The 16,839-nt window shown below is 59.1% G+C and carries 11 protein-coding genes; 4 read left to right on the top strand and 7 right to left on the bottom strand.

What is annotated here, in order from left to right; genetic code table 11:
* Window positions 1-4: 4 nt before the first annotated feature.
* The 6 genes from rsxE to B5D49_RS14750 form a co-directional block, all read right to left on the bottom strand.
* The gene (rsxE, locus tag B5D49_RS09115) at window positions 5-754 is read right to left on the bottom strand and encodes an electron transport complex subunit RsxE (protein WP_078717381.1); all 750 of its coding nucleotides are present in this window, start codon (window positions 752-754) and stop codon (window positions 5-7) included.
* A gap of 51 nt (window positions 755-805) precedes the next feature.
* Window positions 806-1,384, bottom strand: coding sequence for an RnfABCDGE type electron transport complex subunit G (rnfG, locus tag B5D49_RS09120; protein WP_078717382.1), 579 nt, complete (start codon window positions 1,382-1,384; stop codon window positions 806-808).
* Window positions 1,377-2,369, bottom strand: a complete 993-nt coding sequence (locus tag B5D49_RS09125; RefSeq protein ID WP_234990669.1) for an RnfABCDGE type electron transport complex subunit D — start codon at window positions 2,367-2,369, stop codon at window positions 1,377-1,379. Before B5D49_RS09125 ends, rnfG begins: the two co-directional genes overlap by 8 nt.
* Window positions 2,370-2,406: 37 nt before the next feature.
* Window positions 2,407-3,558, bottom strand: a complete 1,152-nt coding sequence (locus B5D49_RS09130; protein WP_078717383.1) for a 4Fe-4S dicluster domain-containing protein — start codon at window positions 3,556-3,558, stop codon at window positions 2,407-2,409.
* An 18-nt stretch (window positions 3,559-3,576) separates the two neighbouring features.
* Complete coding sequence (locus B5D49_RS09135) at window positions 3,577-4,053, bottom strand: cytochrome c3 family protein (protein WP_234990670.1); 477 nt, start codon at window positions 4,051-4,053, stop codon at window positions 3,577-3,579.
* Between the two features lie 97 nt (window positions 4,054-4,150).
* The gene (locus B5D49_RS14750) at window positions 4,151-4,396 is read right to left on the bottom strand and encodes a hypothetical protein (protein WP_144019357.1); all 246 of its coding nucleotides are present in this window, start codon (window positions 4,394-4,396) and stop codon (window positions 4,151-4,153) included.
* Window positions 4,397-4,579: 183 nt separating this feature from the next.
* Between B5D49_RS14750 and B5D49_RS09140 the strand changes: the two genes are divergently transcribed.
* Both B5D49_RS09140 and B5D49_RS09145 read left to right on the top strand, forming a co-directional pair.
* Window positions 4,580-7,156 (top strand): hybrid sensor histidine kinase/response regulator, encoded by a 2,577-nt coding sequence (locus B5D49_RS09140; protein WP_234990671.1) that lies wholly within the window; start codon window positions 4,580-4,582, stop codon window positions 7,154-7,156.
* Window positions 7,157-7,158: 2 nt separating this feature from the next.
* The gene (locus B5D49_RS09145) at window positions 7,159-8,643 is read left to right on the top strand and encodes a sigma-54-dependent transcriptional regulator (RefSeq protein ID WP_078717385.1); all 1,485 of its coding nucleotides are present in this window, start codon (window positions 7,159-7,161) and stop codon (window positions 8,641-8,643) included.
* A 77-nt stretch (window positions 8,644-8,720) separates the two neighbouring features.
* Here the strand turns inward: B5D49_RS09145 and B5D49_RS09150 are convergent, their stop codons facing one another.
* Window positions 8,721-10,598 carry a methyl-accepting chemotaxis protein gene (locus B5D49_RS09150; RefSeq protein ID WP_159447186.1) on the bottom strand — a complete coding sequence of 626 codons (1,878 nt, stop codon included), beginning with the start codon at window positions 10,596-10,598 and terminating at the stop codon, window positions 8,721-8,723.
* 476 nt (window positions 10,599-11,074) lie between these two features.
* Here B5D49_RS09150 and nifJ point away from each other — a divergent pair, with 476 nt between their 5' ends.
* Both nifJ and B5D49_RS09160 read left to right on the top strand, forming a co-directional pair.
* Window positions 11,075-14,686 carry a pyruvate:ferredoxin (flavodoxin) oxidoreductase gene (gene nifJ, locus B5D49_RS09155; RefSeq protein WP_078717387.1) on the top strand — a complete coding sequence of 1,204 codons (3,612 nt, stop codon included), beginning with the start codon at window positions 11,075-11,077 and terminating at the stop codon, window positions 14,684-14,686.
* Window positions 14,687-14,937: 251 nt separating this feature from the next.
* Window positions 14,938-16,650, top strand: coding sequence for an L-lactate permease (locus B5D49_RS09160; protein WP_078717388.1), 1,713 nt, complete (start codon window positions 14,938-14,940; stop codon window positions 16,648-16,650).
* The last annotated feature ends 189 nt before the right edge of the window (window positions 16,651-16,839 follow it).

Genomic DNA, 16,839 nt, shown 5'->3' on the forward strand with positions numbered 1-16,839 from the left:
CGGCTCAATGACCATTAACGGACGCCCGGCCAGTGCCGTCCCCGTTTGTCCCGTTTTCCGTATTCCCCCCGTTCAGAAGCGCCGAGGTGTGCTCGGTTCCCAGGGAGGAACAGGAGGCAATGGCTTCCAGGGCGCGGGGCGGCGGATCCTCATGCCGTCGGGCATACCAGCTGTTCAAAGCGTTCATTCCAGCCAGAATCAATCCCAGCCCGAGGAACGCGCCGGGAGCCTGCACCATGATGCTCAGCGGCTGGAAGGAGTCCCAGGTCGCCGACATGCCGAACAGCGTGCCGTTGCCCAGCAGCTCCCGAATGCCCCCCAGAAAGGTCAGGGAAAGGGTAAACCCCAGTCCCATGCCCAGGGCATCCGCCACGGAAAGGCCCACGGAATTCTTGGAGGCAAACGCTTCGGCCCGGCCCAGAATGATGCAGTTGACCACAATGAGCGGAACAAAGATGCCCAGCTTTTGGTACAGTGGATACACATAGGCCTGCATAAGCAGCTCCACTGTGACCACCAGGGTCGCGGCGATGAGGATGAAGCAGGCGATCCGCACCTTGGGCGGAATCACGCGCCGCAACAGCGACACGATCAGGTTGGACAACGTGAGTACGAAGATCACGGCCAGCCCCATGCCCAGACCGTTCTCCGCCGTGGATGTCACGGCCAGAGTGGGACAAAGCCCGAGCAACACCCGGAGCGGGGGCAATTCTTTCCATAATCCTTTGCTGAATTCTTTCCAAAGACGTTGCATATATTTTTCTCCTCATCCCGGACGGCATGCACAGCCTTGCCCGGTTGCCGCCTACTTCCAGACGTCGCCTATTTGCGCCTTGAGCTGCGGGTACAGGTTTGCGGCCTTGCGTACCGCGTCCACCATGCCCACCGAGGAATAGGTGGCCCCTGAAACCGCATCAATGTCACCTTCGTCACTCTTAAGCCGCAGCCCGTTCAGGGCGTGGTCGCGGAATTGGTCGCAAAATTCGGGGACAAATACTCGCGTCCCCACTCCAGGCGTTTCGGTCTGGGTGGTTACACCCACGGCGCGCACCGCATCGCTTTGCAGGTCAAAGGCCACCATCACACCGATGTCTCCGGAGTAGCCCGGAGCAAACGATTCATAGGCGAGGCAGCACAGATCCCCCCCGGAAAACCCCGGAAAAACGGTCAACTCCTGCCCATCCTCCAACACCAGCTTACGCCGGTCCTGAATGGGGTCGTTGTCCACTCCGTACATCACGCCGTGCAGGGCCGGTCCCTGCACATAGGTCAAAACCTGTTCTTCAATGGCCGGTCTGGTGATCCGCTTGAGCGTTGCCAGCCCATAGCCGGACACGGCACCGATGATGGATAGCACCAGGATCATTTTGGCTAGCTCACGCATGATTCCTCCTTACGGCTCCAAACGGCCGGGGGCGCACCCTGTCAAGCAACGGGGTCAGGAGATTGGCCAGCAGCACGGCAAAGGGCGCTCCATCCGGGTACACACCATACACTCGGATGATCATGACCATGACTCCGGCCAACGCCCCGAACAGGAGCATGGGCAGACGGCCGCACGGGGACGGCCCGTGTTCAGGAGCGAGAAAAAAGGCGCACAGCATCACGGAACCAGTGCTGAGGTGAAACAGCGGCGAGGCATATTGCCCGGGATCCAGCATCCAATAGATGCCTGCGGTGAGGGCCACGCCAACCAGGAACGCCAAAGGAATGAATACCTTGATAACTCCACGGGCCAACAACCAGATCCCGCCGAAAAGCAAGGCCGCCACCTGGGAAGCTCCAAGCGCCCCTACCTGCATGCCCCAAAACAAATCCGAAAGATCGAATTGCCAGAGACTTGAAACGCCAAAATGCATCAGCTGTCCCAGGGGTTCATTCATGGGTAAGGTGGCCAGGGCCATGTCCACATCCATAAACCGGGGCCAACAGACCAGACATACGGCCCAGGCAAGAGCCGGTGCGCTGAACGGATTGGATCCCAATCCTCCGAAGATGGCCTGCCCCAGCAGGATGGCGATACAACCGGCGGCAAAAGCCAACCACCAAGGCGCGCCGGGCGGCAATAAAAAGGCCGTAACCATGCCTACGAAAAACGCATTCCAATTCTCCAGGCTCGACCGTCCGCCGCGCAGCCGACAGACCAGAGCTTCGCAGGCCACGCTCGCGGCACAGCACATGCCAAGCACTTCAATGGTTCCCCAGCCAAAACGCCACACGGACAAGACGGTCGCGGGCAGCAGCGCCAAGACGCACTCCAGCGTAAGACTCCGGATCGTCCGGCCACGACGCCAGTGCGAGGGCGGTCCCACAGTCAGACGCATCGCAATATCCGCATGGGGTTTGACAATGGCGGCTTGTTTCATCATAGAGCTTCACCTTGCGTTGTTGTTATGCCTTGCGCGATCAGCGGGACCAGCCCAGGGGAAACGCCCCGGCTTCCTGCGAGAGCTGCTGTTTGGCAAACCGGATGTAATGCTGCATGGGCCGCAGAGCCGGACACCAATACGAACACAATCCGCATTCCATGCAGGAGTCCAATCCGCATTCCCGGGCACGTTCGAACATGCCGTATTCCGCATATCGGGCGATAAGGTTGGGTTGCAGGCGGGCAGGGCAATGCAGCACGCACTCGCCGCAGTTGATGCAGGGGCGGTCCTCCATGGGCGGATAGGCATCCTTGGGAACCACGTTCAGGGCATACACGCCCTTTTCCAGCCCATGATTCACGTCGAAAACAGTGTATCCCGTCAAGGGACCGGACAAAACGAGCCGGTCACCGGGATGGATTTCCACACCGGCAAAATCCAGAATATCCAGAATGGGCGTACCGAGCCGTGCACGATAGTTCACGTTGTCCAGCGTAAACACGGTCTCGTCGATAGCCCGGCCGGTTTCCACAACCCGGCCGATCTGCCACAATTTATGAACACTGAAGATAACGGCGTCAGCGGGATTTTCACGCCCCGTCACCGCCTTGAGCACTAATTGCGGCAGGCTGTTGGGGTACACGGGATTGATATGCTGCACAGCACACCCTTCCAGACGATATCCACCGCTTCCCGTGGCCAGGACACAACGCTTCGGCTCCACGGCCTTACGCACCAGAGCCAGTCCGCGTTGCACGGTTTCCCCGGCATCGCGCAACAGTTGTTCCGCCACGCTGACGCCGGGTTGGGGGTTCAACCCGTTGATCACCAACGTTTCTGCAGGATGAAACCGCTCCACGCTGATGCCGAGATCGCGCATGGCATCGTTCAGTTCCGCGCCGGGACAAAGGGAGCGTACATCCACAAACTCCGCCACTTCTTCGGACTTTCCCGGCTTGATGGTCAAATAGGCAAAATCCACTTTGCTGACCTTGCCCGACACCGGCGCACTGGCCACACCGCCCATGGGACGGGGATGAGCGGCCAATCTCTGCCCGCGCTGCACATTGCTGCCACGGCCCACGCGTACGTCGTAGCCGCAAATAAACAGACTCACTTCCTGGGGCGATGGAACATCCACCACGGAACCAGGAAAATCCGACCGAAGGGAAAACACGTTTTTGGGCATGAAATCGTCTCCGTCTGGTCACATGCCGGCGTGGCACTGGTCGCAGGCGTCTTCCCCTACGGGACCGCCCATACTCTCGTGACACCCCAGACATTGTTCATGGAACGCGTCCGTGCGCACGGGAATCCATTCCGGATCGGGACGTTCCGCAGGGGTTTCCACATCAGGATCCGAAGCGTGGCAGCGCAGACAGTGCGACCGATCCGAAAACGCCGCAAAATGGCCGCCACGGAACGAATCATCAAAAGCCTTGGGATGGCAGACGCCGCACGGAACGGGCTGTTCCGCCCCGGTATCGTCATGATGACACTCCACGCATTCCAGGCCGTAGTCCGCAACATGCCCGGCATGTGCGAACACCACACGCCCGCCGGTATTTTCCAGAAACACCCTGGCGGGCGGGTCGCTCTCCTCGGTGCGGACCAGGTATCCGGTCACGGAAGCCGCAAACAGCGCCCACGTAACGGCCAGCAGAATCAGCATATGTCTATTCAAGGAACGACCCTCTCTGCTTGAGGAATTGGAAGAATTTCAACAACAAACCTTCTCCGTATCGCAAGCCTTCAGAGCATGGAGCATGCCAATCCCCACGTCATTGCGCGAAACAACACGTCGCATCCACAGCAATTCTTCTGGATTTACTGAAAAAAGATTTCCGTTTTCGGACCAGCAACAATGGAAAAACAAGACGAAATAAACGCGCATTTTCCCGCAATAACCGGCATTGCGCGATAGGTTTTTCAATGTGCTGCACCGCGACGCCCCCTTTGGGGCTTGCCCGCTCCGCGCCCTTGACGGGGTGGTCCCCTTCGGGTAGCCGCAAGAAATCATGATCCACTCGTCTTCCGCCCCCCATGTACGCCGCTCTCTGGGAGTCCGGCTGCTCCTGCTGGCCCTTTGTGCGGCCCTGCTGGGCCTTTTCATGTTTCCGTCCCCTCCGGCTGCGGCATCTTCAGCATTGCCCCGCTCCCCCGAGGCAGTCTCTCCTCCCGTCGCCAAAAAAGGGCCGAAAAAAAGAGTATTGTTTCTGAATTCGTACCAAAACGGATACGCATGGTCCGACGCCATTCTGGACGGCGTGCGGGAACACTTTGCCCAAAGCGGACACATCGTGGATCTCCAGATCGAATACATGGACACCAAGCGCTACGCCCCCACGGAAGTAGAGGAGGCGCTCTACAATTATTACCGGACCAAATTTCAGGGTGACCATTTCGACGCCATCATCGCTTCAGACAATACAGCGCTACTCTTTCTGGCACGACACAAGGAGGAACTGTTCGGCGACACGCCGGTGGTTTTCTGCGGCATCAACTATTTCCGCTCTAAAATGGTCAAGGACCGGACAGCCTACACAGGCATCACGGAAAATCCGGACGTGGGCAGTACGTTGGAACTGGCCCGCCGGCTCAATCCTCAATTGCGCAACATCATGGTCATCAGCGACAGCTCGGTCACTTCACGGGCCATCACCAACCAGGTGCGCGAACAAGCGGAACGCTACGAAGGAAATCTGGAATTTGAATACTGGGACACCCACACCCTTGCCGAAACCCTGGCCCGTACGGAAACCCTGGGACCAGACACGGCGCTGTTTCTCACGCCGTTCTACAAGGGAGCGCACGGGGAGCTGTATTCCGTGGAGGAAGTGCTCGCCAGCATCCACGCCCATTCCAACGTCATGATCTTCAGCTCCTGGCGCTTTTTGCTCGGCTACGGCATCGTGGGCGGAAAGCTCCTGTCGGGACGCATCACAGGCGCAGCGGCAGCCAAGATGACCGGGCGCATCCTCAACGGAGAAAGCCCGGCAGACATCCCCGTAGAACATGACCTGCCCACGCCCTACGCCTTTGACTACAATGTTCTGAAACGATTCGATATCCCACTCAAGTCACTGCCGCCGAACAGTGAAATCATCAACGAGCCGGACGCTTTTTACCGCATTGAGCCAAAATTTTTCTGGACCATTCAAGGTTCCCTGGCCGTGCTTTCCGTCAGCCTGCTCATGCTGTTACTCAATGTTCTGCGTCTGCGCCGCGTGGAACGCGAAGTCAAAACCCAGCTCGCCTTTCAAGAGATTCTGCTCAACACCCTGCCACTGCTGATTTTCTGGAAGGACAAACGGCAACACTACCTCGGCGCCAACATGTCCTTTGCCCAATTCGCCAAGCTGGACAGCCCGCAGGACGTGCTCGGACAACACGATGAAGATCTGTTCGACAACCATCACTTGATCCGCCAGATCACGGAGGGGGACCGCAAAGTGCAGGAAACCGGCACGCCGCTACTGGGCCAGAGCCTGCGCGTCACCACCGACGAAGGGGAAACAGTCTGGCTGGACATCAATACGGTTCCCCTGCCCGATGAAAAGGGCAAGGTTATGGGCACGCTGAGCACGGCCGAAGACGTGACACGCAAAATCAACCTGGAGCGGCAATTGCTCCAATCCCAAAAAATGGAAGCCATCGGCACGCTTGCGGGTGGAATCGCGCACGATTTCAACAATATTCTGACCAGCATCATCAATTCCACGGAACTCGCCCTCTCGGATGTGGAAGAAGACTCCATGACCCACAAGGATCTCTCCCGCGTGCTCAAAGCTGCGGGCCGCGGCTCCAGGGTGGTCAAACAAATTCTTGCCTTCAGCCGCCCCTCGCAGGGGGGATTCCTCCTGGCGGACATTGCGGAAAGCCTGCACGAAGCCGTGGAATTGATGAAGGCCTCCCTGCCCCGGAATATCGCCATCCACACCCGCATCGAGGCCAAGGACACCCGCATATGGGCCGATCCGACCCAAATTCATCAAGTGGTCATGAACCTGTGCACCAATGCGTTCCAAGCCTTGCGGCCCAAGGGCGGCACCATCGAACTGGGACTGACCCGCGCCTACATCGAAGGCGAGCAGGCCGAATTGCTCAGCATTGCCCCCGGTCATTACCTCAAACTCTGGATCAGTGACGACGGGCCGGGCATTCCCGCCGAAATCGTAGACAAAATATTCGATCCTTTCTTCACCACCAAGGGAAAAACCGAAGGCACGGGCCTGGGGCTCGCTGTGGTCCACGGCATTGCCAAGGCACACCGAGGCGGCATCCGGGTCACGTCCGTACCCTGGCGGCAAACACGGTTTGAGTTGTTCCTGCCCTGCAACGGGGCCGAGGGCCAACTCTTTGCGACTCCGGGCGCAGGCGTACACCGAGGGGATGAGAGCATTCTTTTCGTGGAAGACGACCCGGATCAGCTGGACACCGTGCCTCGGCTTCTGGAACAATTGGGATACCGCGTTACGGCGCTGCGCTACCCCGATGAAGCCCTGGAAACCCTGCGACTCAACGTCGGAGGATTTGATCTGGTCATCACCGACTACGACATGCCCTCCACCAACGGCCTGCAACTGGCGGAGCAAGCCGTGGCCGTCAATCCATCCCTTCCGGTGATTCTCATTTCCGGTCGCAAGGATGCCCTGGGACAAGCGGAAAAATCCAACGCCGTACGCCGCGTGCTGCTCAAACCGTACAATCAGGCGTCGCTCTCCGAGACCATCCGGCGAACCATTGACCATGACGACGGCACATCCAACTCAAGCGGAGAAATGTAATCATGGCCAATATTCTGATCATCGACGACGACCACGATGTTTGCGAAACCATCGAAAGCCTGGGTACGCGGCTCGGCCACCACTGTGAAAGCGCCCACACCCTGGCCCAAGGCATGGAACGACTGGAGCAGGGCGGTGTGGATGTGGTTTTTCTGGATATCCGGCTGCCCGACGGCAATGGCCTGGAACATCTCACCACGGTCAAATCCATGCCCGATGATCCGGAAGTGATCATCCTAACGGGCAAGGGAGATGCGGACGGCGCAGAGCTGGCCATCCAAGGTGGCGTTTGGGATTATCTGCTCAAGCCTTCCCCGGTAAAGGAAATCACCCTCACCCTGGGCCGGGCCATCAAATACCGCGACGAAAAACGCAGCCGCAACAAACACGTGGCCCTGAATCTTGAAAACGTCGTGGGCAAGAGCCAGGCCATGCGCTCCTGTTTTGACCTCATGGCCCAGGCCAGCAAATCCGACTCCAATGTGCTCATTACCGGGGAAACCGGCACTGGCAAGGAACTGTTCGCCCGCACCATTCATGAAAACAGTGTCCGCCGTACCGGAGAATTCGTGGTGGTGGACTGCGCCTCGCTCACGGAGAACCTCGTGGAAAGCACGCTGTTCGGCCACAAAAAAGGAGCGTTCACCGGCGCGGACAGCAACAGGATCGGATTGGTCAAACTGGCGGACCAGGGGACGCTGTTTTTGGATGAAGTGGGCGAAATGCCTCTTTCCCTGCAAAAGGCATTTTTGCGTGTGCTTCAGGAGCGTCGCTTTCGTCCCGTGGGCGAGGCCCGCGAGGTGCAAAGCAATTTCCGACTCATCTCAGCCACCAACCGAAGCCTCGAACAGCTGGTGGAACAAAAACGGTTTCGCAGCGACATCCTGTTCCGGCTCAAAACCATTCAAATCCGCCTGCCCTCGCTACGGGAACGCCGGGAAGACATCCGCCCGCTGGCCCTGCATTTCGTGGAACAACTCTGCGCCCGTTACGATACAGGTATCAAAGGTTTTGGCTCGGAATTTTTCAGTACCCTGGAAGCATATGACTGGCCCGGCAACGTGCGCGAACTCGCCAATGTGTTGGAGCGGGCCTTTGTTTCCGCCGGTGCCGAGCACACCCTCTACGCCATGCATCTGCCCCAGGAGCTGCGCATCCAAGTGGCCAAGGCGCAAATCGTGGAACGCAAGCATGCCGCCAGCCCACCGACCGAAGAACCCGTGTCCGTTGAATCTTCCCAGAGAACGGAACGAGTGTCCCGCACCGGGTTCCCTGCTGGGGAGACGGGTGAATCCATTATCCGCAGAGCCATTCCAGAAGGACCGGACCTGCCGTCCCTCAAGGAATTCAAAGTGCTGGCCGAAAAACAATACCTCATGGCCCTGATGGACCGCTACGAGAAGGACATCAAGACCATTCTGGAACTTTCAGGCTTGTCCCGGTCCCACTTTTACGCCCTGCTCAAAAAACACGACATCCGGGGCTGACCCTCGAAGCCTTCAATGAAACGGGCCGGAACGTTCGTCGCGCTCCGGCCCGTCAGCATATTCAAGACAACCTTCCATCAATATCGCGACAGCCCGTCATCGTCATACGGCAGTTCCGAGGGCTTTCGTCCATATCGGTTTCCATCTCCCTCTTGAAGCGGAGCCGGGAAACCCCCATCACGTTCAGCCGATTCAAAGCATTGCTCCCCCATGGTCTCAGCTGTTCCCTCGCTTGAGGATCCATCCTGCAAACGGAAGCGTTCCAGGCTTTGCCGCAACTGCATACTCTGGCTGGAGAGCTGTTCGGAGGCAGACGCGGTTTCTTCGGCATTGGCCGTATTGGTCTGGGTCACGTTGTCGATCTGAGCCAAGGCCTCACTGATTTGTCCAATTCCTTCGGCCTGCTCGTTGGATGCGGTCGCAATATTCTGCACCAGATCCGTCACCGAGCCAGAGCCATCCACGATACGTTCCAATGATTCCGATGTGAGTTGGGCCAGCTGTACGCCATTTCCGACCTTGGAAATGGTGTCCTCGATGAGACCGGACGTTTCCTCGGCGGCCTTGGCGCTGCGGGAGGCCAGATTCCGCACCTCCTCGGCCACAACGGCAAACCCCTTGCCATGCTTGCCCGCTCGGGCGGCTTCCACTGCGGCATTCAAGGCGAGCAGATTGGTCTGGAACGCGATTTCATCGATCACTTTGATGATTCGGGCGATATTTTCCCCGGCCACGCGAATACCTTCCATGGCTTGCAGCATCCGCTCCATGTCCTTGGCTCCCTCGGCAGCCTGTTGCTGCTGTTGCCGGGCGATTTCGCTGGCCTTGGACGCATTGTCCGCATTGGTCCGGGTCTGTGAGCCAAGCTGCGTCATGGTGCTGGTGATTTGTTCTAAGGAAGCGGCCTGCTGCGTGGCTCCCTGGGAAAGCGACTGACTGGAGTCCGAAACTTCGGACGCCCCCGCCGCGATCTGCACTCCGGCCTCACGCACCTCGCTGAGCAACATCCGCAAATTCTGTGTCATCTCACGCAAGGCTTCACCCAGAGAATCCTCCTCTGAACAAAGCTGCACCTCCCCGGTAAGATCCCGCCGTGCAATCCGCTGTGCCAACTCTGCCTTGGCCCGAAGCGACTGGGCCATGGCGTTGAAGGCCCGTTGCAGCACGGCGGGTTCGTCGCGGCCCTCGGCCTTGAGGGATACATCCAAATACCCGGAAGCGATGCGCTGTGCCACGGACGTGGCTTCGGCCACGGGATTCACAATGCTTGAAATGACCATCCAGAACAGGGGCAAAAGAAACAAGACCAGCAAAACGGCCACACTTCCCAATACCCAAAACAGCAGGTCATTGGCCTGTCCCGTGATCTCCGACTCGATCCGGGCTTTTTCCGCATCAATATTATCAATATAGACGCCCGTACCGATCCAGACATCCGTACCGGGAATCATTTCCGCATACGAAAGTTTGGGGACGTCGCCGGCACCGGGTTTCGGCCAGATATATTGAACAAATCCACCGCCATCCTTGGCTTTACGGTTCAATTCCACCACAAGCTGGACACCATTTTTATCTTTGAGATGCCCCAAATCCTGCCCCTGAAGATCCTTGCTGGTAGGCAATGCGACATTGACGGTTCCACGGTAGATGAAATAGTATCCTGAGTCGTCATCCTCAAACCGGATATCGTCCACTACGCGCCGCATGAAACGAACCCGTTCAGCCTCGTCCGGAATGTCCCGAAGGAGTTCCCCCAGAGCCACTGCCATGCTATGTGTTCCGACCTGGAGCTTGGTCCGCTGGCCCTCAAGCATGGCTTCATCAGCCGCGACAACTCCCATGGCAGTCAACTTACCGGCATTGGCGTGAAAGCTGAGCACCACGCCTGCCAAGAACAAAACCACCAGCCCCAGTAAAAATAATAATCGAGCTCGAATGCTGAATCGACGTAACATGATAGCCCCTCCTGTTCGTTCTCTTCGTCGGCTGGCGTACTCTTGCATTGAACATGCCGAACACGCATTGCAGCGGCTTTTTTTCTTTGACTCATACCACGCCGCTGAAATCATGAAAAGGGAACCGCACAACCGCACTCCCTGCGTATACGCCTGACACCGGATTGCAGTCCGAAAAATAAGACACACGCCGCTGACATGCATTTGTCCCATTTTGGAACAATGCCGACAGCGCCCCGGTATCACAGGCTTTACAATAATATCCCGACAGCACCCCGAAAGGAGTTGTCCTTTTTTTCAGACAGTCATCCCCCTCCCCAATTCCCCCAAGCAGGCGGCGGGATGGCGTAACAGCTTAAATTAAAAAGGAGTTATGTAAAAAAGATCCCTTTGGCACATTTCTTGTTAACTGGTAATCGCCATTACCGGTCGGGCATAGCCCGGCGGAAAGCGGAAACAATGGAAAGGAGATTTGAATGTCCAAGAAAATGAAAACAATGGATGGCAACACTGCCGCAGCGCATGTGGCCTACGCCATGAGCGAAGTGGCTGCCATCTACCCCATCACCCCGTCCTCGACCATGGGTGAAATCGCTGACGAATGGGCCGCCCAAGGCCGGAAAAACATCTTCGGACAGAAAGTCATGGTCCGCCAGATGCAGTCCGAAGCCGGCGCGGCTGGCGCAGTGCACGGTTCTCTGTCCGCAGGGGCGCTGACCAGCACTTTCACGGCCTCCCAGGGTCTGCTCCTGATGATTCCCAACATGTATAAGATTTCCGGCGAGCTGCTGCCCGGCGTGTTCCACGTCACGGCCCGCGCCATTGCCGGCCATGCCCTGTCCATCTTCGGCGACCACCAGGACGTCATGGCCGCCCGCCAGACAGGCTTCGGCCTGCTCGCTTCCGGCTCTGTCCAGGAAGTCATGGACCTCGCCCTGGTGGCGCATCTCTCAGCCATTGAATCCCGGGTGCCGTTCCTGCATTTCTTTGACGGATTCCGCACCTCCCACGAGATCCAGAAAATCGAAACCATTGATTACGACGACATGGCCAAACTCGTGGACATGGAAAAAGTCGAGGCCTTCCGCCGCGGCGCCATGAACCCCGAGCATCCGCACATCCGCGGCACCGCCCAGAACCCGGACATTTACTTCCAGGCCCGCGAAGCCGCCAACCCCTTCTACAATGCCCTGCCTGCCATCGTGCAAGAGGCCATGAAGAAGGTGGAGAGCATCACCGGCCGCAGCTACAATCTCTTCGACTACGTTGGCGCAGCCGATGCCGAACACGTCATCGTGTCCATGGGTTCCTCCTGCGAAGCCATTGAAGAGACCGTGAATCACCTGACCAAGAACGGTGAGAAAGTCGGTCTGGTCAAGGTCCGCCTGTACCGTCCCTTTGTCGAGGAAGCCTTCCTCGCCGCTCTGCCGCAGAGTGCCAAAAAGATCACCGTACTCGACCGCACCAAGGAAGCCGGCGCCCCCGGCGACCCGCTGTTCCTGGACGTGCGCGCTGCCCTGGCCGAAGCCGGACGCGACGCCGAAGTCCTGGCCGGACGTTACGGCCTGGGTTCCAAGGAGTTCAATGCTCCCATGGTCAAGGCCGTGTACGACAACATGGCTTCCAGCGCCAAAAAGCGCTTCACCGTCGGCATTGTGGACGACGTCACCGAGACGTCCCTGCCCGTGTCCGAAAAACTGGACACCACTCCGGAAGGCACCGTGCAGTGCAAATTCTGGGGTCTGGGTTCCGACGGCACCGTGGGCGCGAACAAGCAGGCCATCAAAATCATCGGCGACAACACCGACATGTACGCCCAGGGATACTTTGCCTACGACTCCAAGAAGTCCGGCGGCATCACGGTTTCCCACCTGCGCTTCGGTAAAAAGCCCATCCAGTCCACCTACCTCGTGGACAGCGCCGATTACATCGCCTGCCACAACCCCAGCTACGTGCGCCTCTACGACGTGCTGGAAGGCATCAAGGACGGCGGCAGTTTCGTGCTGAACTGTTCCTGGTCCCTGGAAGACATGGAGACCAAGCTGCCAGCGGCCATGCGCCGGACCATCGCGGAAAAGAAGCTCAAGTTCTACACCATTGATGCCGTGGCTCTGGCCGGCAAGGTCGGCCTGGGCGGACGCATCAACATGGTCATGCAGACTGCCTTCTTCAAGGTGGCGGACGTGATCCCCTTTGAAAAGGCCGTGGAGCTGCTCAAGGAAGGCATCCACAAGGCCTACGGCAAGAAGGGCGAAAAAATCGTCAAGATGAATATCGACGCCGTGGACCTGGCCACCGATGGTCTCAAGGCCGTGGAGTACCCCGCGTCCTGGGCACAGGCCGAATCCAAGGCACAGGCTGAAAAGGACGAGCCGGAATTCGTCAAGAACGTCATGCGTCCCATCCTGGGCCAAAAGGGCGACACCCTGCCCGTGTCCTGCTTTGAGCCGGACGGACTGTTCCCGCTGTCCACTTCCAAATACGAAAAGCGCGGTGTGGCCATCATGGTCCCCGAGTGGAACATCGACAACTGCATCCAGTGCAACCAGTGCGCCGTGGTCTGCCCCCATTCCGCTCTGCGCCCGGTGCTGGCCGATGAGCAGGAAATGAAAAACGCTCCTGCCTCCTTTGCCACCCAGGACGCCAAGGGTAAGGATCTCAAGGGACTGCAATACCGCATGCAGGTCAACGTCATGGACTGCCTGGGTTGCGGCAACTGCGCCGACATCTGCCCGGCCAAGGAAAAAGCGCTGGTCATGAAGCCCATTGCCTCGCAAGCCGAGGCCGAGGCCGACAACTTCGCCTTCTCCGAGACCGTCTCCTACAAAGGCGACCGCACCCGTCGCGACACGATCAAGGGAAGCCAGTTCCAGCAGAGCCTGATGGAATTCTCCGGCGCCTGCTCCGGTTGCGGCGAAACTCCGTACGTCAAGCTGCTGACCCAGCTCTTTGGTGAGCGCATGGTCGTGGCCAACGCCACGGGCTGCTCCTCCATCTGGGGCGCCTCCGCTCCCACCACCCCGTACTGCGTGAATCAGGACGGCCACGGTCCCACCTGGGGCAACTCCTTGTTCGAGGACGCGGCCGAATACGGTTACGGCATGCAGATCGCCGTGCAGCAGCGTCGTGAACGCCTGGCCACCCTCGTGGCCGAAGCCGCGGAAGCTGCCGACGGCGACCTGAAGACCGCTTTGAACGGCTGGCTGGAAAACAAGGACGATGCTGTTAAATCCCGCGAATTCGGCGATCAGCTGAAAGCGCTTTTGGCTGACGCCACCGATCCCAAGCTGGCGGAAATCGCCGCCATGGGCGACCTGTTCACCAAGAAGTCCTTCTGGGTCTTCGGCGGTGACGGCTGGGCCTACGACATCGGTTACGGCGGAGTGGACCACGTTCTGGCCTCCGGCGAAGACGTGAACGTGCTGGTCATGGACACCGAGGTGTACTCCAACACCGGCGGCCAGTCCTCCAAGGCCACGCCCCTCGGTTCCATCGCCAAGTTCGCTGCCTCCGGCAAAAAGACCGGCAAAAAGGATCTGGGCCAGATGGCCATGACCTACGGCTACGTCTATGTGGCGAGCATCTCCATGGGCGCGGACAAGGCCCAGGCGCTCAAGGCCATGAAGGAAGCCGAGGCCTACCCCGGTCCCTCCCTGATCATCGCTTACGCTCCCTGCATCAACCAGGGAATCCGCAAGGGCATGGGCAAGTCCCAGCTCGAAGGCAAGTTGGCCGTGGAATGCGGCTACTGGCCCCTGTACCGGTTCAACCCGGAACTGGGAGACAAGGGCAAGAACCCCTTCTCCCTGGATTCCAAGGAACCCAACGGTTCCATTCAGGACTTCCTGAGCGGCGAAAACCGTTACGCCCTGCTGGAGCGGACCTTCCCCGAAGAGTCCAAGCGGCTGCGTGAACTGATCGAAAAGGAATACGCCGTGCGCTACGCGACCCTGAAGCGTATGGCTGAGACCGACCCCATCACTCTGGGCGACGAAGCTGAAGCCGAGGCCTGCGAAGCCGCATCCACGGCCGAGCACGCCCGTCCCGGCGCAGGCGAGCCTTGCGACGATGGCCGGTCCGGAAAATAGGACCTCCTCTCCCCTCCCATGGCCGCCGCTTCGAGCGTCGGGGCGGCGGCCAACGGGGAGAACGAGATAACGTCAAAACGCGGCTCCTGCGTCCAAAGGAGACATCGAAAATCGGCCTCTGCCGACGAGATGATTAGGAATAGTAACTATGGATACGGGCGGGACGCGAATTTCCGTCCCCGCGTCCCGCCCGGCTCCCTTGGCAGGGGAGCATTGTGGAAACGTCCCTATAGTGCATTTGGAGGGGGAAAATGTCCATTGAAGTTCTGGCGCTGATCGCTGTACTTCCCATTGTCCTGGCATTGGTTCTCATGGTCGGGCTGCGTTGGCCCGCAACTCGCGCCATGCCTCTCGCCTGGCTCACCTGCGCCCTCGGCGGCATTCTGGCCTGGAAACTTCCGGTCGGCTATGTGGCCGCTCTTACCGTGCAGGGCTGCATCTCCGCCATCGGCATTCTGATCATTGTCTTTGGCGCCATTCTGATTCTGTATACGCTGCAACACAGCGGCGGCATGGAAACCATCCAATACGGAATGCAGAACATCTCCCGCGACCGTCGCGTGCAGGCCATCATCATCGGCTACCTGTTCGCCGCCTTCATCGAAGGTGCGGCCGGTTTCGGCACCCCCGCGGCCCTGGCCGCCCCGCTGCTGCTCAGCCTGGGCTTCCCGCCCCTGGCCGCCGCAGTGATCTGTTTGGTGTTCAACTCCTTCCCCGTGAGTTTCGGCGCGGTTGGTACGCCCATCGTCCTCGGTCTTAGCCCGCTTAAGGGACTGATCCAGGAAGCCGTCGGCTCCAGCATCCCCGGCCTGAACTTCCAGAGCGTTGACCAGTTCAACATTGTGGTCGGTCAGTGGGCCGTGGTTCTGCATGCAGCCATGGTCTTCATCCTGCCCATCTTCATGCTCGGGTTCATCACCCGTTACTTTGGTCCGAACCGCTCCTGGAAGGACGGCTTCGGTGCCTGGAAGTTCTGCCTCTTCGCCGCGGTCGCCTTCTTCATCCCGTCCGCCATCACCGCCTACCTGCTCGGACCGGAACTTCCGTCCCTGATTGGTGGCCTGGTTGGTCTGGGCGTGGTCATCGCTGGCGCCAAGGCCGGAATCTGCGTACCCAAGCAAGCCTGGGACTTTGGTCCCTCCGCCAACTGGGACGCCGAATGGACCGGTGAAATCAAAGGCTCCAACTCCTGCGAATTCAAGTGCCACATGAGCCAGTTCCGCGCCTGGTTGCCGTACGTGCTCATCGGCCTGATCCTGGTCATCACCCGCATCCCCGAGCTGGGTCTCAAGGGCTGGCTCGCAAGCCAGAAGCTCGCCTTCACCAATATCCTGGGCTACGAAGGCGTCAACGGTGCCATTGCGTACCTCTACCTGCCCGGCACCATTCCGTTCACCCTGGTGGCCATCATCACCATCGCGCTGCACGGCATGAAGGGCAACGCTGTCAAGACCGCCTGGACCCAGTCCATTGCCAAGCTGAAGAACCCGGCCATCGCCCTGTTCGCTTCCGTGGCCCTGGTGTCCATCTTCCGCGGCTCCGGCGTGGAAAATGCGGCTCTGAACCCGAACGCCTACCCGTCCATGCCACTGGCCATGGCCAACACGCTGGCCGGTCTCGTGGGCAGCGCCTGGCCTATGTTCGCCTCCTTCGTGGGTGGCCTTGGCTCGTTCATCACCGGTTCCAACACCGTGTCCGACCTGCTCTTCGCTGAATTCCAGTGGGGCATGGCCTCCACCCTGAGCCTGCCGCACCAGATCATCGTGGCGGCCCAGGCCGTTGGTGGTGCCATGGGCAACATGATCTGCATCCACAACATCGTGGCCGTGTGCGCGGTTGTGGGCCTCTCCGGAAAGGAAGGTACGATCCTGCGCCGTACGGTGTGGCCGTTCCTGCTCTACGGACTGATGGTGGGCATCGTGGCCACGCTGCTGAGCTACGTGTTCGTGCCCCATCTGTTCTAGGTATGGTAAGGCGTAGACTCACCCAATAAAGCAACAACGGCCCGGGGACCGGTATCCCCGGTTTCCGGGCCGACATTTTTCAGGAGAATATCATGTCCGCTAATGCTGCTCTGATCAAAGAGTTTGAAGCCATTCTCGGCAAGGACAACGTGTTTACCGAGGAGTCCGACCTTTACTCCTACTCCTACG

It is taken from the genome of Paucidesulfovibrio gracilis DSM 16080 (genome assembly GCF_900167125.1).
In the GTDB taxonomy this organism is placed as follows: Bacteria; Desulfobacterota; Desulfovibrionia; order Desulfovibrionales; family Desulfovibrionaceae; genus Paucidesulfovibrio; species Paucidesulfovibrio gracilis.